The following is a 24,914-nucleotide window of genomic DNA, read 5'->3' on the forward strand; positions in this document are numbered from 1 at the left end:
GGGCACATCTGCCCCTCGTGGTGATGGCAGGCGAGGCGCCGTTGAAGCAGGGTTGGTACAACCAGGGGATCGATCAGGCCCCGTTCGTGACAGCGACGGGCGCGCGATACCGGTCGCTGCACTGGCCGGAGCGCATGCCAACCGCGATCCGCGATGCCTTTCTGGAGGCCCGGCGCGACCGGGTGCCGGTGGTTCTGGGCATTCCCTTCGATCTTCAGAACCTGCCATGGGACGGGGGCGATGATCTGCCCGTATCCTCGGTGCAGCTCTTGCCCCAACCCTCGGCCATTCCGCCAAATCCTGCCGACTTGCACGACGCCGCTGCACTGGTTGCCGGCGCAAAAAGGGTCGTCGTTATGGCCGGTCTCGGCGCGGTCGAGGCCGGGGCAGGGGAGGCCTGCCGCGCGCTTTCCCGAAAGTGCGACGCGCTCCTTGCGGCAACCTTGCCCGCGCGGGGCATTTTCGCGGGTGATCCCTTCAACCTCAACGTCGCCGGGGGCTTTTCTTCCGACATTGCGCGGGAATGCTTTGCCGAGGCGGACCTCGTGATAGCCGTGGGCTGTTCGCTGGCGCGGCACAACGCCGATGGCGGCACGCTCTGGCCGAATGCCAAGGTTCTTCAGATCGACACGGACCCGGTCGCCGTCAGCCAGGGCCGCATCGCCGCCGAGGCCCACCTGCGGGCCGACGCGCGGCTCGGGGTCGAGGCGCTGACCGGGATGCTTGAGGATCGCGCCACGCAGTGGCGCACCCCCGCCCTCGCGGCCCGGATCGCCTCGGAGCCCGCCGATGGCAGCGCCTTTGCACCTGAACCCGGCCTGCACGATCCGCGCGATGTGGTGGCCGCGCTGGAAACCCACCTGCCCTCCGACTGGCAGATGGTGAACAGCTCGGGCCATTGTTCCTACTATGTCGCCCACATGCCCTCGCGCCCGTGGGAAAAGTTCCTGACCATCCGCGAGTTTGGCGCGATCGGCAACGGCACGTCCTTCGCCATGGGCGTGGCGGCGGCCTGTCCAGAGGAAACCGTCGTGCTCTTCGACGGGGACGGCAGCTTGCTCATGCATGTGCAGGAACTGGAGACGATGCGCCGCCACGAGATGAACATCCTTGTGATCGCCTTGAACGACGGCGCCTACGGCTCTGAAATCCACAAGCTGCGCGCCGACGGGCTGTCGGATGCGGGAGCGGTCTTTGGCCGGACGGATCTTGCCGCCATCGCGCGGGGGTTCGGCATCGCGGGCGAAACCGTGACCGACCTTGCCGACCTGCCCGCGATGATCGCCCGCTTTGCGAAAACCGGCGGCGCAGCGGTGTGGGACGTGCCGGTCTCGGACCGCGTCTATTCCCCCTTGATCCGTCGGGCCCATCCCGGGATTGAAACGGTAAGTTAGGGTTGGTGCCAGGACCCAATACAGAACAGGGAGCCCGTTGATGAAAGTCCATATCCTTGATGACTGGTTCGACACGCTGAGAACCCTGAACAGTTTCAGCCTTCTGGATGGACACGACGTGACCGTCTGGAACGATCATGTAGAAGATGTGGACGTGCTGGCCGAGCGGCTAGCCGGGGCCGAGGCGCTGGTGCTGTTCCGTGAGCGCACGCCCGTCACGGCGGCGCTGCTGGAGCGGCTCCCCAACCTCCAGCTCATCAGCCAGCGCAGCGTTTATCCCCATGTGGATGTGCCAGCCTGCACGGCGAACGGAGTTCTGCTCTGTTCCAACATGCATTCCGACACGCCCTCCATTGCGGCCTCGGAACTGACCTTTGCGCTCCTCCTCGCCTCGGCCCGGCAGATCCCGCAGCAGATGGCGTCCCTGCGCGCAGGCAACTGGCAGATGGCCCCGGGGCAGACATTGGCCGGTCGCAGGCTTGGGCTATACGGATACGGACGTATTGCAAAACAGGTTGCGGGCTATGCCCGGGCCTTCGGGATGGATGTCGCCTGGTGGGGGTCGGAAGAGGGCCGCGCCCGGGCCGAGGCCGATGGGCAAAACGTCGCCGCAAGCCGCAAAGCCTTTTTCGAGGAGAGCGATTTCGTGTCGCTTCACGTGCGACTGAAGCCTGCCACACGCGGGATCGTCACGGCAGCCGATCTTCTGGCGATGAAACCCTCGGCGACCTTCGTCAATACTTCCCGGTCGGGACTGGTGGAGAAGGGCGCGCTGGAAGCGGCCCTTTCCGTCGGCAGGCCCGGGCGGCTGGCGCTTGACGTCTTCGACGTGGAACCGCTGACCGACACCAGCGACCCGGTGATCCAGCACCCGAATGTCATCGCCACGCCCCATATCGGCTACGTGACCGAGGACGAATTGGACCTCCAGTTCACGGACATCTACGAGCAGATCAACGCCTATGCAGACGGCGCGCCGATCCACATGATCAACCCCGAGGTGCGGGGGCGGGGGTGAGCCATTCAGCCGGGCAGGGGCAGGTCTTTCGGGATAACAAGGGCCCCATCCTCATCCGCCACGATCATGTCGCCAGGCCGGACGGCCACGCCGTCGACCACGATGTCGATGCCGGTTTCGCCTTCGCCCTTGCGGACACATTTCCTGGGCGTATGGCCGAGCGCCATGATGCCCACGGGCGTTTCGGCCAGCAACGCCACGTCGCGCACCGCGCCCCAGATCACGATACCTGCCCACCCGTTCGCAGCGGCCTCTGCCGCGATCACGTCGCCCGTCAGGGCCCGGCGCAGCGACCCGCCACCATCGACGACCAGCACACGCCCGTTCCCCGGCGTGTTCACCAGTTCCTTGACGCGACTGTTGACCTCATGGGTTTTGACCGTCATCGCGGGTCCGTGAAAGCGCCCGTGACCGCCATAGTGGCGCAAGGCGGGGGGCAGCACGCCGCAGGTATCGAGGAAATGGTCATAGAGATCGCAAGTGGGTGTCATGAGATGGCTCCTGTCGGGATGAGGGAGAATGCGCGATGATCGATGCCCTGACCAGCCTGCCCGAGGGGCTGACGGCGCTGGCCTTCTGGGTGCTGCTGGCCTTCAGCTTCATAAGCTCGTTCATCACGGTGGCTCTTGGGATCGGGGGTGGCGGGCTGTTGCTGGCAGTCATGGCCAGCCTGGTGCCGCCCGCTGCGCTGATCCCCGTGCACGGGGTGGTGCAACTTGGATCGAACGCCGGTCGGGCGGGAATGCTCTGGCGGCAGATCAGCGGGCCCGCGCTGCCGGGCTTCGTGCTTGGTTCGGTCGTGGGCTGCGCGCTTGGCGGGGTTGTCGTGGTCGAACTGCCACCCAGCATGGTGCAGATCGGGGTCGGGGCCTTCGTGATCTACAGCGTCTTTGCCAAGCCGCCGAAGTGGCTCGCGCGCTGGCCATGGCTGACCGGAGGCGTGTCGAGCTTCCTGACAATGTTCTTCGGCGCGACAGGGCTTTTCGTGGCCAACTACACCAAGTCGCTGGCCCTTCCCCGGCATGAACATGTTGCCACGCACGCGGCCCTGATGACAGTGCAGCACGGGCTGAAAGTGCTGATCTTCGGGCTGCTTGGATTTGCCTTCAGTGCCTGGGCACCGGTGATCGTGTCCCTGATCGTCGCGGGGCTTGCGGGCACGTTCATCGGGCGTCATCTGCTCAACCGCATGACGGATCACGGCTTTAAACGCGCGCTTGACGTGCTTCTGGTGCTGATCTCGGCCCGGCTTATCTGGGCGGGGCTGACAGGTTAGCGCCAGCCCCGGTCCGTCACCCCACATGTTCTGCCAGGAAAGCCTCGGTGCGCTTGTGTGCCTGGTCCGCGGCATCTGCCACGAACGAGGGGCGCGCATCGTTGGCGAAGGCATGGCCCGCCTCGTACATGTGGACCTGCATATCGGGCAGGTAGGCCTGCGCCTCGGCCAGCATTTCCGGCGGAACATGGTCATCGGTCGTTCCGAAATGCCCAAGGAACGGCGCGCGAAGCGGGCTGTCGAGATATTGGGGCAGGCGAGTGCCATAGAAGGCCACGGCGCAGGCCACGTCGCATTTCTGCGCCGCGCGCAGCGCCAGGCCGCCACCCCAGCAAAAACCGATTACCCCCACCTTGCCGCCATTCGCAGCCAGGGCTGCCACGGCGACATCGACATCCGCCATGGTCTGCGCAAGGTCAGAGGCCAGCATCATGTCGCGGCCACGGGGCGCCTCGGCGAAGGGAATGAGCGCGCCTTTTTCATGGCGGTCGAACAGGGCGGGGATGGCAACCTCGTAGCCCTGGGCGGCATAGCGCGCGGCAACGCCCTTGAGCTGGTCGGTGATCCCGAAAATCTCTTGCAGGATCACAACGCCCCCACGGCGCGTGCCCTGTGCCGGTTCCATCCAGCAGTCAAGCTTGTGGCCGTCAGCGGCCGTCAGTTCCGTCATCATCTGGCAGTCTTTCATGCATGTCGGGAAGAGGCCCCGCCCGGAATGGTCCCCGGGCAGGGCGGATGCGTTTACTGGTTCACGGGAATGCCGTGCTCCTCGTAGTAGCGCACGGCACCCGGGTGATAGGGCACCTCGTTGGCCGGGGCCATGATCTCGGTGCGGGCAAGGCGGAACAGGCCAAACGCTTCGGTCAGCGCCTCGTTGTTCTCGGCCACGATGCGGGTCATGTCATAGACCAGATCATCCGACACGTCGGCATTGGTCAGCATCATCCACGGAATGCGCATCAGGTTCGCGCCATAGTCCTGAAGCCCGTTGATGTTCTCGTTCTGCGGCAGCGACACGAGGTAGCCGGCCGGCAGATACTCGTTGAAGGCGGCCACGGCCTCTTCGCTGTCATCGAGCGAGATGTAGCACAGCCCGCCACGGTCCTGCAGTTGCACCGACGCCTGCTGTCCGGCGCCTGCGTTGAGACTGACCAGCGCGATATCGACCAGTTCATCCCCGAGCGCATTGATCCCGTCCACGAAGCTTGCGACCGGCACTTGCTGGAAGTCGTCATAGCTCAGCCCTGCATTCGCGAGCCCGCCCGCGATGTAGTAGGGAATGATGGTCGACGAGGCATATTCCGACGCGATGCGCAGGTCACCCGCCCGGCCCACGAGATCCTGCACCGAGGCAAGGCCCAGGTCGCAGGGTGCCATGATGCTGGTGGTCAGCGGGAACATCACGCCCACGAGACGCATGTTGGGGCTGGCGCGGTCATAGTTGCCAGTGCCGCTATAGGCGAAGGCAGCCTCTACCCCGTTCGAGAAGCCGAAATCGACTTCGCCGGAATTGATTAGGGGCAGGTAGCCCACAAGGGGCTGAGTGCGCACGGTGATGCCATTGTCATTGGCAACGCGCCCAACGGCCTGGCCCGAGTTATACGCAACCGAGCCCTGCGCCCCGGTGGCCATGGTCACCACTTGGGCGCTGGCGGCGACCGCGCTCATCGCCAGGGCGGTAAGGCCACCCCCTATCAGCGTTTTCATGTTGGTCATGTCTGTCTTCCTCCCTTGGTTCAGTCCGATTGTGATGCGGTAGTGGCCCGGGCCGTTTCGGCCCCGGGCAGAAAGTGCAGCGCAATGGCCAGCGCGATTGCGGCGCAGGCGGCAATGATTTCGCTAGTCTGGCCGAGCGTCAAAAAGCCAAGCGGCAGCGAAAAGGCACCAAGGGCCACGGCCAGCAGCCTCAGCCCCATGTTGAGTGGACGCCCCCAGTAGCCCACGACCCCGGCAGTCACCGCGATGATGCCGATGCCTGCCAGGCCCCCGGTCAGGGCGATCTCGGCCCAGCTTCCCTGCATCAAGAGTGCAGGCGTCGCCACGAAGGCGAAGGGCAGGATGAAGGCTGCCCATCCCACGCGCATGGCTGCGAGCCCCGTGCGCAGCGCGCCCGCGCCCGTGATCGTGGCCGCCGCGAAGGCCGCCAGCGCGACGGGGGGCGTTATCATCGACATCATGCCGAAATAGAGGATGAAGAGATGGGCCGCGATCGGCTGGATCCCGGCCTCGACCAGCGAGGGCGCGACCAGCGCGGCCAGCAGCACATAGACGCCCGACGTCGGCATACCCATGCCCAGGATCACGCAGATCAGCGCCGAGATGAGCAGCAAAAGGACGACGTTCGATCCGACGGCATCGACGAGGACAAGTGTGAGCGCAAAGCCGAGCCCGGTGACGTTCAGCACACCGATCACGAAGCCCGCCGAGGCCACCACGAGGATGAGATCGACCATCGAGGTGCCGGTCTTGACGAAGACCTGGCCAAGCGTTTCCAGCGTCAGCCGAGTGCCCTGGTAGCCCCTTAGAAACCCCACAACAACAATCGCAACCGAGGCCAGCAGGGCAGAATCCTCAGGGTCCATCCGCCACCAGAACAGGGCTACCAGCAGCAGGCCGAAAGGAAAAAGGAAGTGCCAGCCATCGCGCAGGACCTGCACCACGGTCATACGCTCTTCGTCGGGGGCGCTGATCCCGTCCCGCCCGGCAATCAGGTCCACCTGCGCGAAGACGCTGAGATAGTAGAGGATCGCCGGAACGAGCGCCGCGGCGGCGACCGAGATGTAAGGGATTTCCAGGAACTCGGCCATCAGGAAGGCGGCTGCCCCCATGATCGGCGGGGTCAGTTGCCCCCCGGTCGAGGCAACGGCCTCGATCGCGCCGGAATCCTCGTCCGAATAGCCGCCGCGTTTCATCAGCGGGATGGTGATGACGCCGGTGGTGACCACGTTCGACACGGCGCTGCCAGAGATCGACCCGAAAAGCGCAGAACCCACCACAGATATCTTGGCGCTGCCGCCCCGGGCGCGGCCTGTCGCGGCCATGGCAAGATCGGTGAAGAAGGCCCCGCCGCCCGCTGCAAACAGAAGCTGGCCGAAGAAGACGAAGAGCAGAACGATGATCGTTCCCACTGCAAGCGGGGTCGAAAAGACTGCAGACGGGTCGAAGCCAACATATTGCACCAGCCGAACCGGGCTCAGTCCCCGCCCGATCAGGCGCCCCGGAACCAGGTCTGCAAAGAGCGCATAGACAAGAAACACGGCGACGATCGAAAACAGCATCCAGCCCGCGCGGCGGCGGATGCCTTCCATCACTGCGATCGTCACAACGGTTCCGATGACGGTGATCTGCCAGGGCCGGTAAGCCTGTTCGCGCAAGAGCCAGGTGAAATCCCAGGCCGCATACATGAGCACGACGAAACAGGTGGCGGCAATCGCGCCATCCAGCCAGCCAACGCGCGGCTTCTCATCGCCGTGCCACCCGTAGCGCAGGAAGCAGATGACCAGCGCAAGACCCAGTTGCAGCGCCATGTATTGCTGTCGCAGCACGGCAAAGCCCAGCCGCGTGTGGGTTTCGAGGTTCCAAAGGATGCAGGCCACGCACATGATCGTCGCCAGCGCACCAATGGTGCGGTTGACCCATCTGGGTGGTTGCGCGACCCCGCTCATGCGCCGACCTCCTCTGTCCAGTAAAGCCGCATGGGGTTGTCGACCAGAAGCTTCTTCTGCAACTCAGGCGTTGGCGCGATGCGTGGGATGAAGTCCACCAGCTGTCCGTCATCGGGCATGTGAGAGCGCATGTTCGGATGCGGCCAGTCAGTGCCCCAGATCACCCGGTCGGGGTAGCGCTCGACCAGGGTCTTGCCGAAGGGAACAACGTCATCATAGGGCGGGCCCGCTTCCGTCAGCCGCTCCGGGCAGGTGGCCTTGATCCAGAAGCGCTCGTTTTCGTCCATCAGTCGCTGAACGGCGCGAAACCCTTTGGCCTTGATCCCCTGGGACACATCCGGGCGACCCATGTGGTCGATGACGACCGTGCCGGGCAGGGAGGTCAAAAAGGGGGCCAGGTCATCCAGTTCCGCGCTCTCGAAATAGACGACGATATGCCAGCCCAAATCGGCGAGCCGGGCGGCGATGTCCCGGTAGGCGTCCTTGGGGGCATCGCCCACAAGCCTCTTGAGGAAGTTGAACCGCACGCCGCGCACGCCGCCCTTGTGAAGGCGCTGCAACTCGGCATCGCTGATCGTCGGGGATACCACTGCGACCCCGCGCGCCAGTCCCCGTGAGCGGGCGATTGCCGCCAGCATGGCGCTGTTGTCGCTGCCGTGGCAGGTGGCCTGCACGATCACGTTGCGCGACAGGCCCAGGTGGTCCCGCAAGGCGAAGAGCTGATCGGCCGGGGCATCGACGGGCGTGTACTTGCGTTCCGGTGCGAAGGGGAAAAGCGCCGCAGGGCCGAAAACATGGCAGTGGGCGTCCACCGCCCCGGCAGGAGGACGGAAGCGCGGGCGGGAAGGCGCAGGGTGAAAGGGCAGGTAATCGGGATCCGCCCCCGCCGGTGCCATTGCTGCCGCGTCCTGTGCCGCCATCTGCGTCCTCCCCTTTACGTCGTAGGTAAAAGCGTAGGAAAGACAGATTTATTTGGGAAATTGATATTCGTGTTTTACTCTATCATCTAGAATGATGGATGATTGAAAATGCTCAATAATTTTGATCTCAACCTGTTCCTGGTTTTGCACACCTTGCTGGAAGAGCGGAGCGTGACCAAAACCGGAGAACGACTCGGCCGAACCCAATCGGCCATTTCGAACTCGTTGAAACGTCTGCGGGACTATTACGGCGACCCGCTGTTGGTGCGCACACCCGAAGGCTTGAGCCCGACACCAAAGGCCGCTGAACTTGCGCCGATGGTCGCCGCAATCGTGGCCGAGGCCGGGGCTTGTGTGTCGCCTGTTTCGGCCTTCGATCCGGCCACTGCCACGGGGCGCTATGTCATCGGCGCGCCAGATCGCTGCAACCTGCCTGTGATCCTGCCCTTCCTGGAACAGCTCGGGGCGCTGGCACCGGGCCTCGTCGTGTCGCTGCGCACAACGGACCGGGACTATGCCACCCGCCTGATCGAAACCGGGGAAGTCGACCTCGCCATAGGCTGGATCGACCGGACCCCGCCCCATATCAAACGGTTCTTCGCCTTCGAGGATCAGTTCGTTTGCCTTTGCCGGCAGGATCACCCCTTGTTGGCGCAGGGGGGCGATCCCGCGCTAACCGACATCCTGTCTTTCCCGCATCTCGTCGTCAGCTCGACCGGGGATCGCCGCGCCGCGTTCGACTCGGTGCTGGATGCCCATGCGCTGAGCCGCACGATTTCGGCCACGCTGATGAGTTTCACGATCGTGCCGGAGCTTCTGTTGCAGTCGAATCTCGTTGGTGTCTTCACTCATAGGACGGCGCATTATTTCGCCCGCCGCTACCCGCTTACCACTGCTCCGGTCCCGCTAGAGGTCGCCCCGATTGCCAATCACCTCATCTGGCATCGTCGATACGATGCCGATGACGCGCATTCCTGGTTGCGCGGCCAGATCATCGCGGCCTGCCAGCAGCCCTGACAGGGGGCATTCGGAATGCGTGGGGCACATTCAATCTGCGCAATGAGACGTAGGTCGATCCATGATCCCATGCCATCCTGCCGCTGAAAGGACTTCGTTATGACCGCCAACACGCCCCGCATCGCCTTTATCGGCTTCGGAGAAGCCGCCCGCGCCTTCCTGTCCGGGTGGGCCCCAGAACGGCCCGAGGATTTCGCGGCCTTTGACATCAAGACCGCATCCGATGCGACACGGGGTGCGATGCTGGAGGCCTATGCTCAGGCCGGCATTCGAGGGTGCGATACTGCTGCCGACGCTCTGAATGGGGTGGGGGCGGTGTTTTCCGTCGTGACCGCCGACCAGGCGCTGATCGCGGCGCAGCAGGCCGCTCCCGCTTTGGGTCGGGGCACGCTTTGGTTCGATTGCAATTCCTGCGCACCCGACACTAAGCGTGCGGCTGCCAAGCTGATCGAAGACGCAGGTGGGCGCTATGTCGATGTTGCCGTCATGGCCCCTGTGCATCCCAAGCGCCATCATGTTCCGCTGACGATTTCGGGTCCTCATGCAGAGGCGGCGGGGGCTGTTCTCAAGGCCCTCGACATGCGCCCCGAGATTGCCGGGGACGACGTGGGACAGGCCTCGACGATCAAGATGCTGCGGTCGGTCATGGTCAAGGGGATGGAGGCGCTGATGGCAGAATGCTTTCTGTCCGCCCGACGGGCGGGCGTCGAGAACCAGGTTCTGGCATCATTGTCCGGCTCTTTTCCTGAAATCGACTGGCGCCTGCGCGGGGCCTATAACCTTGAGCGTATGATCGTGCACGGACGCCGCCGAGCCGCCGAGATGCGTGAAGTTGCCTTGACGGTCGAAGCTCTCGGGCTGCCGGCCGACATGGTTCACGCCTGCGTGGAGTGGCAGGAGAGGATCGGACAGACAGGGGCCGATCCGGGTGAGGATGTGTTGGAGACCCGGTTGGACGCTGTCTTGAACACGCTTTGATGCGCTAGGGCTTGCAGGCTTTCGTTATTTCCCGCAGGATATAAAGAAAGCCTGCAAGCCGATCAATCTCAACCTGAACCATGTCTGACCAACCCGCCCCTCCAAGATTGCGCCTGCGTATCCTCTTCGGTGAGGACGCGATGCTTGGCCCCGGCAAGGCGGACTTGCTGGAAGCCATTCAGCAGACAGGCTCGATTTCAGCCGCAGGGCGGGCCATGTCCATGAGTTACAAGCGTGCCTGGGGTCTTGTGGATGAGATGAACCAGGCGTTCCGCGATCCCCTGGTGGCCAGCGCCCGTGGCGGGGCGCGTGGCGGCGGGGCGCAACTGACAGAAGCAGGCGAACAGGTATTGGAGCACTTCCGAAAGCTCGAGGACATCACGGCCGAGGCAGGGGCGGCCCGCATCGGGGCACTGCGCGCAATGCTGAAGGATATGTCCCATGAGGCATAGCGAGATGCCATATTCCCGGACGACACGCCTTGCGCAGATTGGCGGCGGCGCTTGATGGCCACGTTCCGCGATCTCACCCTGCCCGTGCTGCTTGCCGGTGCAATCTGGGCACCGTCCTCGCTGTGGGGAGAGGTCACCGTGTTCGCAGCGGCCAGCCTGTCCACTGCGCTGGAAGAGATCGCAGACCACTACGAGGATCAGACGGGGCAGGGCGTGACCTTGTCCTTCGCCGGGTCCTCGGTTCTCGCGAGGCAGATCGAACAGGGGGCGCCCGCCGACCTTTACCTATCTGCAAACGCCGAGTGGATGGATTGGCTGGCAGAGGGCGGATTGATTGAACCTGGCACCCGCCGCGATTTGTTGGGCAACCGGCTCGTCCTCGTGGCGCATGGTGACATGCCCCCCGTCGATATCTCGTCAGAGCTCGACCTGCCCGCGCTGCTAGACGGGGGCTGGCTGGCCATGGCCTTGGTAGAGGCGGTTCCGGCAGGCATCTATGGGCGCGAGGCGATGGTCTCGCTCGGCTTGTGGGACGAAGTCGCCCCACGGGTGGCGCAAACCGACAACGTTCGCGCGGCCCTGACATTGGTTTCCGTGGGCGAGGCACAGCTCGGCATCGTCTACGAGACCGACGCGCGTGCCACGCGGGATGTCTCGGTGATCGGCACTTTCCCAGCCGAAAGCCACAGCCCGATCGTCTATCCGGTTGCGGCGATAGAGGGGCGTGCCACTCCGGATGTTCTGCAATTCCTGGCCTATCTCGGCGGCCCTGAGGCGCGTTCGATTTGGCGTACTCACGGGTTTTCCCTGGCAAGGGAGGACTAGACGCATGGTGTGGCTTGGTCCCGAAGAATGGCAGGCGGTGGCCTTGTCGCTGCGGGTGTCGCTTTGGGCGACGCTGCTGTCGCTGCCCCTGGGGATCTTTACAGCCTATGCCCTGGCTCGCTGGCGCTTTCCCGGTCACGGGTTGGTCAATGGATTGGTGCACCTGCCGCTTATCCTGCCGCCGGTGGTCACGGGCTACCTCTTGTTGATGACCTTCGGAACCCGTGGGCCCGTTGGCAGCGTCTTGCAGGATTTGGGTATCGTCTTCGCTTTTCGGTGGAGCGGTGCAGCACTCGCGGCGGCAGTGATGGCGTTTCCCTTGATGGTGCGCGCGATACGCCTGTCGATCGAGGCGGTCGATCCGAAGCTGGAGCAAGCCGCTGCGACCCTCGGGGCATCCCGGTTCTGGGTGTTCGCGACCGTCACGCTTCCGATGATCCTGCCGGGCATCATTGCGGGCGCGATCCTTGCCTTTGCAAAGGCAATGGGGGAATTCGGGGCCACGATTACCTTCGTGTCGAACATTCCCGGCCAGACACGAACCGTTCCCTCTGCCATCTACGCCTTTCTTCAGGTGCCGGGCGGGGAAGATGCAGCCCTACGCCTGGTGCTCGTTTCCGTCGGGGTGGCGATGGCGGCATTGCTGCTGTCCGAGGTCATATCGCGCCGGGTTGCGGCAAGGGTGGCAGGCCAATGACACTGTCCGTCGACATAACCCACAGGACGCCCGGTTTCGAAGTGCAGGCACGTTTCGAGGCCCCGCGCGGCGTCACCGTGCTTTTCGGGCGGTCCGGGTCCGGAAAGACGACCATCGCCAACGCCGTGGCGGGGCTGGTTCGTCCCGAGGCAGGTCGAATCGTTGCCGATGAGATGGTGTTGATGGACAGCACCCAGGGACTCTGGCTGCCCCCGCATCGGCGACGCATCGGGTATGTCTTCCAGGAGGGGCGGCTCTTTCCGCATCTGACCGTTCGGCAAAACCTCGAATATGGGCGGCGTTTCGCCCCCGCGGGGGCCGTGTTGGAAGATGAACGCCATGTGGTCGAAATGCTGGGGATCGAACACTTGATGGAGCGTCGTCCCGCCAAGCTGTCGGGAGGCGAAAAACAGCGCGTGGCCATCGGGAGGGCACTTCTGTCGGCACCGCGCCTGATCGTGGCAGACGAACCTCTCGCGTCGCTCGACGAGGCGCGCAAGGCCGAGATCCTGCCCTATCTGGAACGGCTGCGCGACGAGGTCGACATTCCGATCCTCTATGTCAGCCATTCGGCGGCGGAAGTGGCCCGATTGGCCACAACAGTCGTGGTGTTGGAAAACGGTCGGGTGGTGCGGCATGGGTCAGCAACCGACGTGCTGGCCGACCCGGAGGTGACTCCCCTTGGCGCGCGCTCTGCCGGGGCCATGTTGACGGCGCGCGTGGCGCGCCACCACGAGGACGGATTGACGGAACTCGATGCAGGGGGATTCCCCTTGTTCCTGCCCAGGGTTGCGCAAGCCCCGGGCAGCCGGGCTCGGGTTCGCATCGCGGCGCATGACGTGATCCTGTCCCGGGATAGGCCCGATGGGCTCTCGGCCCTCAATATACTGCCGGGCATTGTCATCGACATCCGCTCCGGCGATGGCCCCGGGGCCATCCTGTCGTTGAGGACACCTGCGGGAACGCTGCTGGCGCGGGTCACCCGGCGGTCTGTCGCGGCGCTCGGATTGTCCCCTGGAACCGAATGTCACGCAGTGATCAAGACGGTGGCCATTGCCCCCGAAGATGTAGGCGGGCAGGACGGTGGCCATGAGGAAAGCCGCGTTGCGCCAGAGGAGATAGAATGACCAATACGGATTACGCCGACTGGATCGGACGGCGCAGCGACCATTCCGATAGTATCACCTCTCAAAAACTGGCTCAGTTGCGCGTGACGCTTGGGCAGGCCTGCGGGCCTTCCCGTGTGCCAGGTGGCATGCAGTGGTGCATTGCGCCTGACCTCGCCGGGGCGGAAGACCTGGGGCGCGACGGGCATCCCCGGCCCGGCCTCGTTCTGCCCAAGCTTCCCCTACCGCGCCGCATGTGGGCCGGAGGAGAGTTGCATGTTCATTCTGCTTTCGAGGAAGGCGATGCCGTCACCCGCGTGACCACGATCCGGGATGTGACCTTCAAGCAGGGGCGAAGTGGCCCGCTAGGTTTCGTGACGGTAGACCACTGTTACGAGGTTGCCGGCGAACTCCGGCTGAGCGAGCGGCAGGACATTGTCTATCGGGAAGATCCAAAACCGGGCGCGCGCAGCTCGTTGCAACCGGCAGAAGAGTGGAGTGTCGTGGCCAGTTGGCAGATCGTTCCCGACGCAACCTTGCTCTTCAGGTTCTCGGCCCTGACTTTCAACGGTCATCGGATTCATTACGATCATCCCTATGCAACCGGGGTGGAAGGCTATGACGGCCTCGTGGTGCATGGACCCCTTCAGGCGACCTGGATGCAGAACCTTGCGGCCGAGTGCTTCGGCCATTTGCCAAGCCGTTTTGCCTATCGCGGGCTGACGCCGCTTGTTGCAGGCATTCCGATCAGGGTCGAAGCGCGGGAGGCACCCGGTGGGCTGGGCCTCCGCGTGAGACGAGAAACCGACGGGGTCGTGACCATGCAGGCAGAGGCCGGCAGGTGACGAAGGGTAAGTTTTTTCCTGAAAAAACTTACCCGGCGGGGATAGAAGAATTTTCCGGAAAATTCTTCTGATGGATCCCGGAAAAAATCTTCCGGAAGATTTTTTCCGTCTTGCTCACCTGTCTTGCAGCAGGGCCTCGGTCAGCGGGTGATCCGCCTGCTTCAACCCGTCGATCACGTCGAAATGGTGCCGACCGGGCTCGTAAAAGGCGGGGGTCATGCCGGTCTTGTCCTGCCAGGCCTCTGCCATCACTTGTGCCTGTCGCAGGAATTCGGGCCGTTCAAGCGCCCCTGTCCAGCAGGTGATGGACTTCCCGGGCAGCGGATCAAGCAGGACCGGGCTTTCCGCCTTGGCTTCCTCGTCGTCGAGGCGAAGCGTCCCGTTCATGGAATGAAGGCGCAGCGGGCGAAGGTCATGCACCCCGGACAGGGACACGACGCGCTCGATCCGATCGCTGACCGCAGGCGCAAGCGGCCCGTTTCGGCAAATCATGCGGCTCACAAGATGCCCGCCGGCGGAATGCCCGATCAGCCTGATCGGCCCCTCGACCATCTTCCCGGCCTTTTCGATGGCCGCGCCCACCTGACGGGTGATCTGGGAAATGCGCGCCTCGGGCGCCAGGGTGTAGCCCGGCATGGCGACCGCCCAACCGTGCGACAGGGGGCCTTCCGCAAGGTCGGACCACAGACCCTTGTGCAGGCGCATCCAGTACCCGCCATGCACGAAAACGACGAGTCCTTTCGTCAGGCCTTCGGGTCGGAAAAGGTCCAGTTTTTCACGCGGCGCATCGCCGTAGGCAATATCTGTTTCCTGATGGGGCCAACGCTCTCTGAAAGCATGCGCGCGTTGTTCCCAGATCGCGGGATAGCCATCGCCCCCCGGAATGTGATCGGCGTTGTTCAGGGCGTCTTCCCAGTCGATGCCGGTGCTGTCCATATCCGAGACCTTCCCATCCAATTCCGCGATCGGTTCCGGGGCGAAGCCTAGCGCCGCCCCGGTGCCGGGATCAAATGCAAAAGCCTGCGGTCAGATGACCTGCTCGAAGAGCGACATGACGTTGTCTCGGGTCAGTTCGACCGGGTTGCCGCCACAGGACGGATCCTGAAGCGCCATCTCCGTCAACTCCTCAAGCCGATCGTGCCCTACGCCCATCTCGGACAGGCGGCGTGGAATGCCGAGGCTGTCGTTGAACTCCTGCACGAAGGCCTGGAAACCGTGGAAACCTCCCTCGATGCCCAGATAGGCGGCTGCCCTGTCGAAGCGATGCTCGATCACGGGAGCATTGAGCCGAAGCACGGCGGGCATACAAACGGCGTTCGTGGTGCCGTGATGGGTGCCATAGACCGCGCCGATCGGGTGGCTCAGGGCATGGATCGCGCCCAGGCCCTTCTGGAAGGCGGTGGCCCCCATGGCTGCTGCGCTCATCATGTGGGCACGAGCCTCGATATCGGTTCCGATCGTGTAGGCGCGCGGCAGGTAGTCGATGACGAGGCGCATTCCCTCCAGGGCGATGCCCTGGCTCATCGGGTGGTAATGCGGGCTGCTGAAGGCTTCCACGCAATGGGCGAAGGCATCGAGCCCTGTCCCCGCCGTGATTGCCTTTGGCATGCCCACAGTCAATTCCGGGTCGGCGATGACCACGCTTGGCAGAACCTTGGGGTGGAAGATGATTTTCTTCACATGAGTTTCGGAGTTGGTGATCACGCTCGCGCGCCCCACTTCCGACCCGGTTCCCGCGGTCGTCGGAACCGCGATGATGGGGGCGATTCCGGCGGGATCGGCGCGGGTCCACCAGTCTCCGATGTCCTCGAAATCCCAAATCGGCCGCGTCTGGCCCGACATGAAGGCCACCATCTTGCCGAGGTCGAGCCCGGAACCACCGCCGAAGGCAATCACGCCATCATGCCCGCCCTCACGATAGACCGCGAGGCCCGCGTCGAGGTTCTTCTCGTTCGGGTTGGGATCGACGTCGGCGAACATGGCGCGGCCAAGGCCGTTGTCTTCCATGATATCCAGCACGTCGGTCGTGATCGGCAGATCGCGCAATCCCCGATCCGTGACCAGAAGCGGGCGCTTGATGCCGGCCTGCGCGCAGGCTTGCGGAAGTTCTGAAATACGGCCAGCGCCGAACTTGACGGCGGTCGGATAAGACCAGTTTCCCGTGAGGCTCATGTCGTTACCTTCTTGAGATGGTAGGATTTGGGGCGCGTGAGGTTGTGGTAGCCGATGACCGACAGGCCTCCCCCGCGGCCGGTGTTCTTGCAGCCGGTCCAGCACAGGCCCGGGTCCAGATAATCCGCCCGGTTCAGGAACACGGTGCCGGTTTCGATCTGGTCGCCCACCCGCATCGCGCGGTCGATATCCGCAGTCCACAGGCTGGCGGTCAGGCCGAATTCGCTGTCGTTCATCAGCCGGATCGCTTCCTCGTCATCGCGCACGGGCATGATGCCCACGACCGGGCCGAAGCTTTCATCGCGCATGACGCGCATGTCATGGCTGACATTGGTCAGGATCTGGGGCGAGAGATAGGCGCCGCCATCATCGCCCTCCAACGTGGGGATATGCGCCGTTGCGCCCGCCGCCACTGCCTCGGCGATTTGGGCGCGCACTTCCTCTGCAAAGCGGACATTGGCCATCGGGCCAAGCGTGGTCTCGGGGTCGAGCGGATTGCCGAGCTTGTAGCCCTTCACGAGTTCAACCGATTTCTCCACGAAGGCGGCGAACAGGCTTTCATGCACATAGACACGTTCGATCCCGCAGCAGCACTGGCCGCTGTTATACATCGCGGCATCCATCAGCGTTGCGACTGCAGCGTCCAGATCGGCATCCTCCATGACATAGCCCGGATCCTTGCCGCCCAGTTCCAGGCCAAGCCCGGTAAAGGTGCCAGCCGCGGCCCGCTCCATCGCACGCCCGCCACCGACGGAGCCGGTGAAGTTGACGAAATCGAAGGCGTCATCCGCGATCAGGCCCGACGTGGTGTCATGGTCCAGGAAGACGTTGATGAACACGTCCTCGGGCACACCGGCCGAGTGGAACGCGCGGGCCATGCGCTCGCCCACCAGAAGGGTTTGAGTGGCATGTTTCAGCACGACCGTATTGCCCGCGATGAGCGCCGGGGCGATCGTGTTGATCGCCGTCATGTAAGGATAGTTCCAGGGGGCCACGACGAAGACCACGCCATGAGGCACGCGCTTGATGTAGCGTTTGAAGGTGGCATCCTCGCCCACGGCGATATCGGCCAGCGCGGTTTCCGCGATCTCGGCCATGTATTGCGAGCGTTCGTTGAAGCCGCCGAATTCGCCCCCGTATCGCACCGGGCGGCCCATCATGGCGGCCAGTTCCGGGACGATGTCGTCATTCATCGCGCCGACGGCGGCGACACCGGCCAGAACGAGGTCGATCCTCTCCTGCACGGGGCGCGCAGCCCAAAGGGCCTGTGCCTCGCGGGCGCGTTCGACAAGCGCGGCGGCGGCCCCGTGGTCCAGCACGGGGCGTTCGGCGAAGACCGATCCATCGATCGGAGAGATGCATTTCAAAACCTTGGTCATCGGGTCCTCTGGAAAGCCCCCGATTGCCCCGTCTGTCTGGCGGAGCGGTTCGGGCGGCTTGTTGCAAGTTCGCGGGCCTCAGGCCCGTTCAAATCCACGGGCGACCTCGTAGTCGGTCACAACGCGGTCGAAATCCTCGATCTCCACTTCGGCGGCGCGGGTGTAGTGGTCGATCACCCAGTCTCCCATGGCCTCTCGCAGCATGGCGGAATTGCGCAGCGTCTCGGCCGCATCGCGCAGCGTGCCGGGGATATGGCCCACGTCGCCTTCGTAGGCGTCTCCCTTGAAGGGAGGCTCCAGCGTCAGCTTGTCCTCGATCCCCTTGATCCCGGCCGCCAGCATCGCGGCCATGGCGAGGTAGGGGTTCATGTCCGATCCGCCGATACGACACTCGACCCGGACAGCCTTGGTGCCGTCGCCGCACAGGCGGAACCCGGCGGTGCGGTTGTCCACCGACCAGACGGTGCGGGTTGGGGCGAAGCTGCCCTTCTGGAAGCGCTTGTAGCTGTTGATATAGGGGGCCAGGAAATAGGTGTAGTCGCTGGCGTATTTGATCAGCCCGGCCATGTAGCTCTTCATCAGCTCCGACATGCCGAGCGGGTCGTTTTCATCATGGAACGCGGGCACGCCGTTTTTCCAAAGCGACTGATGCACATGGCTGGAGCTGCCCACCTTGTCGTGGTGCCACTTGGGCATGAAGGTCGCGGCATGGCCATTCTGCCAGGCGATTTCCTTCACGGCGTTTTTCGCGATGGTGTGATTGTCCGCGGTCGCGAGCGCCGCACCGTAGCGGATGTTGAGCTCTTCCTGCCCGGTCTCGGCCTCGCCCTTGGAATTTTCCACCGGGATGCCGGCGGCGAAGAGGTGATTGCGGATGGGCCGCATCACGTGCTCTTCCTTGGTGGTCTGGAAGATGTGGTAATCCTCGTTGTAGCCACTGATGGGCTGCATGTCGCGGAAACCCGATTTGCGGATCTCATCGAAGCTCTTTTCAAAGAGGAAGAACTCGATCTCGGTTGCCATCATGGCGTCATAGCCAAGGGCTTCCAGCCGCTTGATCTGGCGCTTCAGGATGGCGCGCGGCGAATGCGGCACGTCCTCGTGGGTGTGATGGTCCTGAAGATCGCACATCACCATGACCGTGCCTTCAAGCCACGGCACCGGGCGCAGCGTGGTCAGGTCGGGCTTCATCACATAGTCGCCATAGCCCGCGCGCCAGCTGGTCGAGGCATAGCCGTCAGGGGTCGCCATCTCGATATCGGTGGCCAGCAGGTAGTTGCAGCAATGGGTTTCCTTCCAGGCACTTTCCACGAAGTTCACGGCGTGGAAGCGCTTGCCCATCAGGCGGCCCTGCATGTCGACCGCGCAAACCAGCACGGTATCGACCGCGCCGCTATCGACTTGGTCCTTGAGGGTTTCGAAGCTCAGGATGGCGGACATGGTGTATTCCTGTAACGCATAAGGGGTGTGCCTCGGCCCGCACGACGGGGCCGAGGCGCCGTAGGTCAGGTGTAGCGGTAGGGGCGGCCAGCGGCCTGCATATCCGCATTATAGCGCCGGAAGATTTCCACCACACGCCGTTTCGTTTCCGATTCAGCGGCGATTTCTTCCCAGAAATCCTGTGCGGCGGCTTCGACCTGGGCCCATTCATCATCGGGGATAGAGGTCAGTTCCATCTCGGTGCCGTGGACGCGCAGCGCGGCTTCGCCACCCCAGTACCACCACTGGCGATAGTAGTGCGACTGGTCGCAGCAGACGCGGAAGAGGGTCTGCAGGTCTTCGGGCAGATCGTTCCAGCGGTCCATGTTGGCAAAGAAGGACCCGGCCCATGCGCCCGAGATGTTGTTGGTCAGGAAGTAGTTGGTCACGTTGGCCCACCCGACGGTGTAGTCCTCGGTGATGCCCGACCAGGCGATGCCGTCAAGCTCGCCCGTCTGCACGGCCACTTCGATGTCTTCCCAGGGCAGGGTCACCGGCACTACGCCGAACTGGCTGAGGAAGCGACCTGCGGTCGGGAAGGTGAAGACCCGCTTGCCCTGAAGATCGGCAAGACTGCGGATCGGGTCGACGGTCGCGAAGTGGCACGGGTCCCAGGACCCGGCCGAGATGTGCTTCACGCCCACGGCGGAATAGGCTTCGTCCCAGATCTCGTTCAGCCCGTACTGGTTGAACAGCACCGGCACGTCGAGCGAGTAGCGCGAGGCAAAGGGGAAGTAGCCGCCGAAGACGGTCACTTCGGTTGGCGACGCCATCGAGTCGTCGTCCGACTGCACCGCGTCGATCGTGCCGCGCTGCATGGCGCGGAACAGTTCGGACGTGGGAACCAGTTGATCGGCGTAGAACAGCTCGATCTGCATCCGGTCGCCCGCGATCTGGTTGAACATGTTGATGGCCGGCGTGATCACATGCTCGGCCAGGGCCGGACCGGCATAGGTCTGCATGCGCCAGCGGATCGTGTTCTGGGCAATGGCCGGCGTGGCAAGCCCGGCGGCAGCCGCGCCGACACCGGCGGTTTGAAGGAACTTGCGTCTTGTCGTCATGGTCACTTCTCCTTGTTTCAGGGGGTGCCCCCGTTTCGGGGGTCTTTTGTTATCGGTTGTAAACGTAGTCCGGCAGCCACATCGCGATCTGGGGGAAGGCCATGACCAGGATCAGGGCCAGCACCATGACCCCGACGAAGGGCACGATGGAGCGGTAGATGTCGCGCAGGCCGATCTCGGGCGGGGCCATCGCGCGCATGAGGAAGAGATTGTAGCCGAAGGGCGGCGTCATGTAGGCGATCTGGGTCGTGATCGTGTAAAGCACCCCGTACCAGATCAGGTTGAAGCCAAGCGCATCGACCAGCGGCACGTAGAGCGGCGCCACGATCACCAGCATCGCGGTGTCGTCGAGGAACGTGCCCATGATGATAAAGCTCAGCTGCATCAGGATCAGGATCGTCCAGGGCCCGAGATGCAGTTGGTCGGTGAACAGGTTCTCGATCGCGCGCACGGCCCCGAGCCCGTCGAAGATCGCCCCGAAGCCGAGCGCGGCGAGGATGATCCACATGAACATGCACGAAATGCCGAGCGTATTGCGCACCGAGGTTTCAAACACCTCGCGGGTCATGCGCCCCTTGAACACGGCCGCCAGGAACGCGGTCATCGCCCCGATAGCGGAGCTTTCCACCAGCGAGGTCCAGCCATTGACGAAAGGGATCATCATGGTGGCAAAGATGACCAGCGGCAGCAGGCCCGCGCGCAGCAGGCGCAGCTTCTCGGCCATGGGAACGTTGCGCTCCTCCTCGGGCAGGACAGGGCCGAGTTCGGGCTGCATGCGGCAGCGGACATAGATGTAGATGATGAACATCGCCGCCATCATCAGCCCGGGCAGAACGCCTGCCAGCCACAGCTGCCCGACGGGTTGGCGCGCGATCATGGCGTACAGAACCAGCACCACCGAGGGCGGCACAAGGATGCCGAGCGACGATCCGGCCTGGATGACGCCCGTCACCATGATCTTGTCGTAACCCCGGCGCAGCAGTTCCGGCAGCGCGATGGTGGCACCGATGGCCATGCCCGCGACAGACAAGCCGTTCATTGCGGAAATCAGGACCATCAGCCCGATCGTGCCGATGGCCAGCCCGCCGCGCACCGGGCCCATCCAGACGTGGAACATCCGGTAAAGGTCGTCGGCGATCTTGGATTCCGACAGCACGTATCCCATGAAGATGAACATCGGCAGCGTCAGCAGCGGATACCACCGCATCAGCTTCATCGCTGCCGCGAAGGGGATTTCGACCCCGCCAGTGCCCCAGAGCAGCACGCCCGACAGCGCCGCGACGAAGCCGATCGCCCCGAAGACGCGTTGGCCGGTGAACAGCATCAGCATCATCGAGCTGAACATCAGGAAGGCGATCAGTTCGTAGGACATCAGACCTCCTCCCCGCGAATGGTGCAGATATCGCGGCAGAACTCGGCCGAGGCTTGCAGGATCATCAGCATTACCCCGATGCAGAGCGTTACCTTGATTGGCCAGAGAACGGGCCGCCACGCTGTCGGGCTCCGTTCGAGGAAGCCGATTTCCTCGGATGCGCCGTCAATCCCGCCGGTCAGGAAAGCGACGAACAGGTCCTTGAAGAAGGTGAAGGGCTCCATCCCGAAATAGCCGAGCGCATAGGCCGTGGACCCGACCGCACCAACGAAGAGCACGCCGAGGTAATAGAGCAGGAACAGCACGGTCAGCGCATCGACCCAGGCCTTAGTCCGCGGGCTCCAGTTGCCATAGAACAGGTCCATCCGAACGTTGGAGCCGAGCTGGATCGAATAGGGCCCGCCAAGGACGTAATAGGCCACCATTACGAATTGCGCGGTTTCCAGTGTCCATTGAGCCGGGTTGAAGAAGGTCTTTGACACCGAACTCCACAGCAGGATGCCGATCAGAACGAAGATCATGTACATCGCGATGCGCCCGATGAAGTGGTTCATCCGGTCGATCGCGCGGATATAGGCCAGCACCGCTCTAGGCATCTTGCGGCCCCCCGGGCTTTAGCGCGTCCAGTGCCGGCACAAGCAGCTGCATCACTTCGCGCGCCAAGGCCGCTTCGTCGTCCTTGGTTGTCAGCAGGTCGTTACGAATTTCAATCATCACGTTCGGAAGGTTGCGGCTGAGCCCATGCAGGCGCAGCGAGTGGGTGACCCCGTCGTCGGGGCCGTAGGGTTCATTGCGGGCGATCCGACGATGCGGGAGGTCGCCCGCATGGGCCAGCATCACGTCGGCAACGCGGCTGTCCGCGTCGTGCAGGATGCCAATTTCCACCGGTCTTTCACGGCCATGAAACACCGGTGTGAAACTATGGACGGTCACCAATACAGCGGGAGATTTGCTGTCCCGGCGACCGTCCAGCACCGCGCCCACGCTGTCGCAGAAGGGGCGGTAGACGCTTGTTTCTCGTTCGGAGCGGCCTGCTTCGCTGAGGTTCCTGTTCCCGGGAACCTCGATGGCTTCGGACCGCTCGGTCATGGCGCTCGGGGCCTCGGGCGGCCTGTTGCAATCATAGACGAGCCGCGACACGCGGCTGGCAATCAGGGGGGCATCGAGCAGCACGGACAACTCCCGCGCAACGCCAAGTGCGCCGGGGTCCCATGCGGCGTGGCTCAGCCTGTCCTCCGCGGCCAGACCAAGCCCTTCGTAACGCTCGGGGATGTGGTGGGAGGCGTGCTCGCACAGCAAGACGACAGGGCCTTGGCCCTCGGCGTTGATGACCTCAACCGCCTCTTGTCGCGCTGTGTCCAGTGCTGCCGACATCCCGATTCCGTCCCGTTTGTGAAAATATCCTTTCCTTCGTCTGTCATTCTGTCAATATTTTTTCAGAACGCTTGGAGCCCGCACGCGCTCCTGCTATGTCACCGAGCCGTAATGCTCAGGTTTTTGGCAGTGTGTGTCTGAGGAGGGATCGTGATGCCAACGACGACCGTTCGCGAATTGATCCGCGAAAACTACTCTGCTCTGACGCAGTCCGAGCGCAAGTTCGCGAATGCTCTGCTGGAAAACTACCCCTCAGCAGGCCTGGCGTCGATCACGATCGTTGCGGCCAATGCAGGGGTATCAACGCCCACTGTCGCCCGCATGGTGCAGAAGCTTGGTTTCAAGGGATATCCCCAGTTTCACAAGGCGCTGCTGGCGGAACTGGAGGCGCGCGCCTCGGGGCCGACACAGCGCCGCGCAGCCTGGGCCGCAGCTGCCCCTGACTCGCATATGCTCAACCGTTTCGCCGAGGCGGTGACGCACAATATCGGCCAGACCTTCGAGAACGTGGATACCGCCCAGTTCGATGCAGCGGTCGAGCGCTTGGCCGATACCAAGGGGCGGCTTTACGTCGTGGGCGGACGCATAACGCGGGCGCTGGCAGACTATTCTTTCACCCATTTCCAGGCGATTCGGCCCCGAGTTACCCATATGACCTCTTCGTCGGCCACCTGGCCGCATTACGTGCTGGACATGGTCGAGGGCGACACGCTGCTGATGTTCGACGTGCGCAGATACGAAACCAATCTCGAACGGCTTGGCGAGTTGGTCGCCCCGCGCGGAGTCAACGTGATCCTGATCACCGACCAATGGGCCTCGCCCGTCGCCAAGGTGGCGTCCCAGGTCTTCAATTGCTGGGTGGAAATTCCTTCCGCCTGGGATTCCAATATCGCCACGATGATGATGGTCGAGGCACTGATCGCCGCAACGCAGGAAAAATGCTGGCCCGAAACGCAAGACCGGTATGACCGACTGGACGAGTTGTTCGATATGACCCGGCTTTTCAGGAAGTTTTCCTGATCGTTCTGCCGCCGCCTGTTTCTTGGGCGGATTCGCCACTGGTGCCCAATCTTCGTGCACGCGGTGGTGCGGCGAGCCTTGGCATATGATCCCGCACTTCCCACCTCATGCACCTCGGCAGACGCTCGGGACTCGGAATGACCGAGGGAGAGTCCCATCAACAGGCCGCTGTCAGTTCAGTCGCTCACCGGGCCGGAAGCGCAGCCACGTGCCATTGGCGTGGCGCGGATCGTGGCAGGCACCAAGGGGCTTTCCGGGTTGCGCCAGTCCGGGGCCTTGCGCGTGCTTTCCCTCGCGATGTGCCATGCCTGACCCTCGCCGTCACGCTCATCACCTCGGGCGGTGTCACGGGCGGCGACATGTTCCAGATCGAGGCCGAGGCCGAACAGGGCGCGCAACTGGCCCTGACAACGCAGGCCGCTGAACGCATCTACCGCGCGCAGCCCGGTGAAACAGGAACGGTCGAGACCCGTCTGCACATCGGCCCCGGTGCTCGGCTCGACTGGCTGCCGCAGGAAACCATCCTGTTCAACGGCTCTTGCCTGCGTCGCCGCCTGTCGGTCGACATGGCCCGCGACGCGACTTTCCTGATGGTTGAACCACTGGTCTTTGGCCGCCGCGCCATGGGCGAAACGCTGACGGACATCAGCCTTGCCGACCGGGTCGACATTCGGCGGGCGGGCGAACTGATCTTCGCCGATGCCACCAGGATCGCGGGCAACCTCGCCGAACAGATGCAGGGTCATGCCATCGGCGCAGGCGCGACTGCCATGGCGAGCCTCGTCTTCGCGACGCCGGGGGCCGAGGCGTGCCTGGAGCGGATCAGAGCACGTCTGCCCGAAACCGGCGGGGCCAGCCTGATCC

The 24,914-nt window shown here is 63.7% G+C and carries 26 protein-coding genes; 12 read left to right on the plus strand and 14 right to left on the minus strand.

The window, feature by feature from the left end:
- Together ACEQXV_RS05145 and ACEQXV_RS05150 are read left to right on the plus strand one after the other, a co-directional pair.
- Nucleotides 1-1,394: thiamine pyrophosphate-binding protein (locus ACEQXV_RS05145; RefSeq protein ID WP_370268190.1), on the plus strand; the 1,394-nt coding region annotated here is incomplete at its 5' end.
- 40 nt (nt 1,395-1,434) lie between these two features.
- A complete protein-coding gene (locus tag ACEQXV_RS05150) occupies nt 1,435-2,412 on the plus strand; it encodes a D-2-hydroxyacid dehydrogenase family protein (protein ID WP_370268191.1) in 978 nt (325 codons plus the stop codon).
- 5 nt (nt 2,413-2,417) lie between these two features.
- Here ACEQXV_RS05150 and rraA read toward each other — a convergent pair whose 3' ends face one another.
- Entirely contained in the window at nt 2,418-2,903 is a 486-nt protein-coding gene (gene rraA / locus ACEQXV_RS05155; RefSeq protein WP_370253953.1) for a ribonuclease E activity regulator RraA, read from the minus strand.
- Nucleotides 2,904-2,938: 35 nt separating this feature from the next.
- On the opposite strand from rraA, the gene ACEQXV_RS05160 reads away from it, so the two are divergent.
- Nucleotides 2,939-3,688, plus strand: a complete 750-nt coding sequence (locus ACEQXV_RS05160; protein WP_370253954.1) for a TSUP family transporter — start codon at nt 2,939-2,941, stop codon at nt 3,686-3,688.
- 16 nt (nt 3,689-3,704) lie between these two features.
- On the opposite strand, the gene ACEQXV_RS05165 is transcribed toward ACEQXV_RS05160, so the two are convergent.
- The 4 genes from ACEQXV_RS05165 to ACEQXV_RS05180 all read right to left on the minus strand — a co-directional run bounded on the left by ACEQXV_RS05165 (nt 3,705) and on the right by ACEQXV_RS05180 (nt 8,273).
- Complete coding sequence (locus tag ACEQXV_RS05165; RefSeq protein ID WP_370253955.1) at nt 3,705-4,361, minus strand: dienelactone hydrolase family protein; 657 nt, start codon at nt 4,359-4,361, stop codon at nt 3,705-3,707.
- 68 nt (nt 4,362-4,429) lie between these two features.
- Entirely contained in the window at nt 4,430-5,404 is a 975-nt protein-coding gene (locus tag ACEQXV_RS05170; RefSeq protein ID WP_370253957.1) for a TAXI family TRAP transporter solute-binding subunit, read from the minus strand.
- A gap of 20 nt (nt 5,405-5,424) precedes the next feature.
- Nucleotides 5,425-7,353 carry a TRAP transporter permease gene (locus ACEQXV_RS05175; RefSeq protein ID WP_370268194.1) on the minus strand — a complete coding sequence of 643 codons (1,929 nt, stop codon included), beginning with the start codon at nt 7,351-7,353 and terminating at the stop codon, nt 5,425-5,427.
- Nucleotides 7,350-8,273, minus strand: a complete 924-nt coding sequence (locus tag ACEQXV_RS05180; protein ID WP_370253959.1) for an amidohydrolase — start codon at nt 8,271-8,273, stop codon at nt 7,350-7,352. Before ACEQXV_RS05180 ends, ACEQXV_RS05175 begins: the two co-directional genes overlap by 4 nt.
- Nucleotides 8,274-8,381: 108 nt before the next feature.
- On the opposite strand from ACEQXV_RS05180, the gene ACEQXV_RS05185 reads away from it, so the two are divergent.
- The 7 genes from ACEQXV_RS05185 to ACEQXV_RS05215 all read left to right on the plus strand — a co-directional run bounded on the left by ACEQXV_RS05185 (nt 8,382) and on the right by ACEQXV_RS05215 (nt 14,193).
- Complete coding sequence (locus ACEQXV_RS05185) at nt 8,382-9,290, plus strand: LysR family transcriptional regulator (protein ID WP_370253961.1); 909 nt, start codon at nt 8,382-8,384, stop codon at nt 9,288-9,290.
- 99 nt (nt 9,291-9,389) lie between these two features.
- Nucleotides 9,390-10,268 carry a DUF1932 domain-containing protein gene (locus ACEQXV_RS05190; protein ID WP_370268195.1) on the plus strand — a complete coding sequence of 293 codons (879 nt, stop codon included), beginning with the start codon at nt 9,390-9,392 and terminating at the stop codon, nt 10,266-10,268.
- Between the two features lie 80 nt (nt 10,269-10,348).
- Nucleotides 10,349-10,720 (plus strand): winged helix-turn-helix domain-containing protein, encoded by a 372-nt coding sequence (locus ACEQXV_RS05195; RefSeq protein WP_370253963.1) that lies wholly within the window; start codon nt 10,349-10,351, stop codon nt 10,718-10,720.
- 54 nt (nt 10,721-10,774) lie between these two features.
- Nucleotides 10,775-11,545, plus strand: a complete 771-nt coding sequence (gene modA, locus ACEQXV_RS05200; protein ID WP_370253965.1) for a molybdate ABC transporter substrate-binding protein — start codon at nt 10,775-10,777, stop codon at nt 11,543-11,545.
- Nucleotides 11,546-11,549: 4 nt separating this feature from the next.
- Nucleotides 11,550-12,242, plus strand: a complete 693-nt coding sequence (modB, locus tag ACEQXV_RS05205) for a molybdate ABC transporter permease subunit (protein WP_370253966.1) — start codon at nt 11,550-11,552, stop codon at nt 12,240-12,242.
- A complete protein-coding gene (gene modC, locus ACEQXV_RS05210) occupies nt 12,239-13,369 on the plus strand; it encodes a molybdenum ABC transporter ATP-binding protein (RefSeq protein WP_370253967.1) in 1,131 nt (376 codons plus the stop codon). Before modB ends, modC begins: the two co-directional genes overlap by 4 nt.
- Entirely contained in the window at nt 13,366-14,193 is an 828-nt protein-coding gene (locus ACEQXV_RS05215; RefSeq protein WP_370268196.1) for a MaoC family dehydratase N-terminal domain-containing protein, read from the plus strand. Before modC ends, ACEQXV_RS05215 begins: the two co-directional genes overlap by 4 nt.
- A 114-nt stretch (nt 14,194-14,307) precedes the next feature.
- Here ACEQXV_RS05215 and ACEQXV_RS05220 read toward each other — a convergent pair whose 3' ends face one another.
- The 8 genes from ACEQXV_RS05220 to ACEQXV_RS05255 all read right to left on the minus strand — a co-directional run bounded on the left by ACEQXV_RS05220 (nt 14,308) and on the right by ACEQXV_RS05255 (nt 23,030).
- Nucleotides 14,308-15,129 (minus strand): alpha/beta hydrolase, encoded by an 822-nt coding sequence (locus ACEQXV_RS05220; protein ID WP_370268197.1) that lies wholly within the window; start codon nt 15,127-15,129, stop codon nt 14,308-14,310.
- A gap of 90 nt (nt 15,130-15,219) precedes the next feature.
- A complete protein-coding gene (locus ACEQXV_RS05225) occupies nt 15,220-16,365 on the minus strand; it encodes an iron-containing alcohol dehydrogenase (protein WP_370268199.1) in 1,146 nt (381 codons plus the stop codon).
- Entirely contained in the window at nt 16,362-17,744 is a 1,383-nt protein-coding gene (locus ACEQXV_RS05230; protein ID WP_370254062.1) for an aldehyde dehydrogenase family protein, read from the minus strand. Before ACEQXV_RS05230 ends, ACEQXV_RS05225 begins: the two co-directional genes overlap by 4 nt.
- 78 nt (nt 17,745-17,822) lie before the next feature.
- Nucleotides 17,823-19,184, minus strand: a complete 1,362-nt coding sequence (locus ACEQXV_RS05235) for a glutamine synthetase family protein (protein ID WP_370254061.1) — start codon at nt 19,182-19,184, stop codon at nt 17,823-17,825.
- Between the two features lie 65 nt (nt 19,185-19,249).
- On the minus strand, nt 19,250-20,284 hold the full coding sequence (locus tag ACEQXV_RS05240) for a TRAP transporter substrate-binding protein (RefSeq protein WP_370254059.1): 1,035 nt from the start codon (nt 20,282-20,284) through the stop codon (nt 19,250-19,252).
- A 49-nt stretch (nt 20,285-20,333) separates the two neighbouring features.
- On the minus strand, nt 20,334-21,656 hold the full coding sequence (locus tag ACEQXV_RS05245) for a TRAP transporter large permease subunit (RefSeq protein WP_370254058.1): 1,323 nt from the start codon (nt 21,654-21,656) through the stop codon (nt 20,334-20,336).
- Entirely contained in the window at nt 21,656-22,252 is a 597-nt protein-coding gene (locus ACEQXV_RS05250) for a TRAP transporter small permease subunit (protein WP_370254057.1), read from the minus strand. Before ACEQXV_RS05250 ends, ACEQXV_RS05245 begins: the two co-directional genes overlap by 1 nt.
- Nucleotides 22,245-23,030, minus strand: coding sequence for an N-formylglutamate amidohydrolase (locus ACEQXV_RS05255; protein WP_370254055.1), 786 nt, complete (start codon nt 23,028-23,030; stop codon nt 22,245-22,247). The genes ACEQXV_RS05250 and ACEQXV_RS05255 overlap by 8 nt, the downstream gene beginning before the upstream one ends.
- Before the next feature lie 153 nt (nt 23,031-23,183).
- Between ACEQXV_RS05255 and ACEQXV_RS05260 the strand changes: the two genes are divergently transcribed.
- The gene (locus ACEQXV_RS05260) at nt 23,184-24,050 is read left to right on the plus strand and encodes a MurR/RpiR family transcriptional regulator (protein WP_370268200.1); all 867 of its coding nucleotides are present in this window, start codon (nt 23,184-23,186) and stop codon (nt 24,048-24,050) included.
- A gap of 171 nt (nt 24,051-24,221) precedes the next feature.
- Here ACEQXV_RS05260 and ACEQXV_RS05265 read toward each other — a convergent pair whose 3' ends face one another.
- The gene (locus ACEQXV_RS05265) at nt 24,222-24,356 is read right to left on the minus strand and encodes a hypothetical protein (RefSeq protein WP_370268201.1); all 135 of its coding nucleotides are present in this window, start codon (nt 24,354-24,356) and stop codon (nt 24,222-24,224) included.
- Between ACEQXV_RS05265 and ACEQXV_RS05270 the strand changes: the two genes are divergently transcribed.
- The coding region (locus ACEQXV_RS05270; protein WP_370268203.1) for an urease accessory protein UreD at nt 24,350-24,914 on the plus strand (565 nt) is incomplete at its 3' end. The two genes, ACEQXV_RS05265 and ACEQXV_RS05270, sit on opposite strands and share 7 nt — an antisense overlap.

This window comes from Nioella sp. (assembly GCF_964229645.1).
Lineage (GTDB): Bacteria > Pseudomonadota > Alphaproteobacteria > Rhodobacterales > Rhodobacteraceae > Nioella.